Consider the following 2921-nt stretch of genomic DNA (forward strand, 5'->3'; position numbering starts at 1 on the left):
CCACCGGCGCCGCCGTCGCGTTCCAGACATCCCTCACCAGGTCACGTACCGAAGGGCCCGCCACATCGATCCGGCCCACCGGCACCGACGGATCGGCCACCATCTGCTCAAGGACCCGGACCAGTTGCTCGACGACCGACTGGGCGAAGGCGTGGTCGAACAAGTCGGGGCGGTGGTCGAGTTTGACGGCCATGCGGTCGCCCTCGGGGGCCGCGACCAGCGTGAGCGGGTAGTGGGCGGCCTCCTCCTCGCCGAGGGGCCGCATGGTGAAGGCGTCCGGGGCGGGCTCCTCCTGCGGAGGGCGGGGGTAGTTCTCGTACACCACGATCGTGTCGAAGACGGCTCCGGAGCCGACCAGCTTCTGGATCTCGGAGAGGCCGAGGTGCTGGTGGGCCATGAGCGCGGCCTGCCGGTCCTGGAGGGCGGCCAGCATGCGCGCCACGGTCTGCGCGCCGTCCAGCGGTACCCGTACGGGCAGGGTGTTGATGAACAGGCCCACCATCGACTCCACGCCGGGCAGTTCCGCCGGGCGGCCCGCCACGGTCGCCCCGAACACCACGTCCGTGCGTCCGGCGAGGCGTGCGAGGAGCAGCGCCCACGCGCCCTGGACGACCGTGTTCACCGTGACGCCGAGACTCCGCGCCAGTCGGGTCGTCCCCTGGGTCAGTTCCGCCGAGAGGCGGATGACCAGGCTCTCGGGGGCCACGGGTGTACGGGCCGGGTCCGCCGGTGCCACCAGGGTCGGCTCGTCGGCCCCCGCCAGTTCCTCGCGCCAGGCCGCCCGCGCCGCCTCCTTGTCCTGCCGGCCGAGCCACACCAGGTAGTCCCGGTAGGACGTCGTCCTGGGGAGGCCGTGGGTCGCGCCGTCCGCCGCGTACACGGCGGGGAGTTCGTTGAACAGCACCGCCATGGACCAGCCGTCCATGACGACGTGGTGACTGGTGAGCACCAGTTGGTGCCGTCCTTCGCCGAGCCGGATCAGCAGCAACCGCAGCAGGGGCGCGACCGCCGGGTCGAAGCGCCGGGACCGCTCGCCCTCGGCCAGCCGCCGTGCCTCGGCCAGGGCGTCGGGCCCGGCGAGGTGCGAGAGGTCTTCCGCGCGCCACGGCAGCGCCGCCTCGCGCGCGATGACCTGCACCGTCTCGCCCGACTTCCGGCCGCGGAAACCGGCCCGCAGCGCGCCGTGGCGGGCGAGCAGCGCCTCCCACGACCGTCGCAGCCGGTCCGCGTCCAGCGGCCCGGCCAGCTCCAGCGTCCGCTGCCCCTGGTAGACGTCCGGTCCCTCGTCGTCGTAGGCGGCGTGGAAGAGCAGACCTTCCTGCAACGGCGAGAGCGGCCAGACGTCCTCGACAAGGGATCGGGTCATCGTTCTGTCTCCTCATGGCGGCAAGGTGCCGGGTCAGTCACGACAGCCGAATCGGTCGAGTCGTCGGATCGGTCACATCGGGTGGGTCGCATTGGGTCGAGTGCGGCGTTCAGTCGAGGTGTTCGAACTCGTCGACCTCGTCCTGGGCCAGGTCGAGGAGCGGGAAGTCGGAGGGTGTGTGTCCGCCCGAGGCGGGAGTCACCGTGTGCGCCGCCAGGCCGCCGAGCATGTCCACCCAGGCGCGCCCGAGCCGTTCGGCTTCGGTGTCGGCGAGGAGCCGGCCGGGCCAGCTGACGGTGACCGTGAGTTCGGGGCCCCCGGAGGTGTCCCGGACCATCGCTCCGGCGTCGAGCAGGTGCCGCAGCGGGGTCCCGGGGTCGACCGTGCCGCCGATGGCGTTCCCCGCGGCCATCTGCCACGCTCCGTCCGCCCGGCGCCCGGCCGTGCCGGTGGCGTCGGCGACATCCATGGCTTCGGCGGCGCCACCGGCGTCGGTGGCTTCGGCAGCGGCGGTGAACCGGCCCATGTAGGTGAAGCTGACCTGCGGGGCGGGCCGGCCGTCGAAGGCCGGGGCGGTGCCGGGGTTGAGGTGGCGCAGCAGCGCGTGACCGAGCCCGTCGCCGGGCACCGCCCGCACCTGCTCCTTGACCGCCTTCACCAGCGCGCCGGCCGCGGGGCCACCCGCCAGGACCTCCGCGGGGTCCGCCCCCGCCGGGTCGAGCCGCACAGGACGCGCGCTGGTGAACCAGCCCACCGTGCGCGACAGGTCCAGATCCGCGATCGGCTCCCGGCCGTGCCCTTCGACGTCGACCAGGACCCCGGCCCCGCCGGGGACGGCGTCCGGCCGCCAGTGCGCGAGCGCTCCTACCAGCGCGGCGAGGAGCACGTCGTCCACGCCGCAGTGGAACGCTGTGGGCGTCCGGGTCAGCAGCGTCTCGGCCTGGGCGGGCGGTACGGTCCACGAGCGGCGGCGCAGGGTGCGTACGGTGTCGACGTCCGGGTCGGGCTCCCGCTCCGCGAGCCGGCTGTGGGCCGTGCCGAGCAGCTTCAGCCAGTCCTCCAGCTCGGCGACGCGCCGTCGGCCGGTCGCCTGCGCGGCCAGCAGCTTCGCCCAGCGGCGGAACGAGGTCCCGACCGGGTCGAGGCGCGGCGCGCGTCCGGCGGCTGCCGCCTCGCAGGCGGCGGCCAGGTCCGGCACCAGGACCCGCCAGGAGACCCCGTCCACCACCAAGTGATGGGCTACGAACACCACTTGGCCCGGCCGGCCGTGGCCGGGGTCCACCCATACCGCCTGGACCATCACCCCGGCGGCCGGGTCGAGCCGCCGTGCGGCTTCGCGCGCCACCGCCTCCACGCCACCGGCCTCGGCCCCCGCTTCCGCCGAGTCGACGCGCAGGACCAGGGCCGCGGGGTCCACGGACCCCGGCTCGCCCACGATCAGCTCGGGCTTCCCCGGGACGGTGCGGGCCCGCAGCATGGCGTGGGTGTCCAGTACGGCGTTCAGCCCGGCGGTGAGGACGTCGAGGCCCAGGCCGGCGGGGGCGCCGAGCACCAC

2 protein-coding genes are annotated in these 2921 nt (G+C 74.5%); both read right to left on the reverse strand.

The annotated features are described in order from the left end of the window. Positions 1–1366: condensation domain-containing protein (locus AB0I16_RS35725; protein WP_363253849.1), on the reverse strand; the 1366-nt coding region annotated here is incomplete at its 3' end. A gap of 109 nt (positions 1367–1475) precedes the next feature. Next, the coding region (locus tag AB0I16_RS35730; protein WP_363253850.1) for a condensation domain-containing protein at positions 1476–2921 on the reverse strand (1446 nt) is incomplete at its 5' end.

It is taken from the genome of Streptomyces sp. NPDC050703 (assembly GCF_040654435.1).
In the GTDB taxonomy this organism is placed as follows: domain Bacteria; phylum Actinomycetota; class Actinomycetes; order Streptomycetales; family Streptomycetaceae; genus Streptomyces.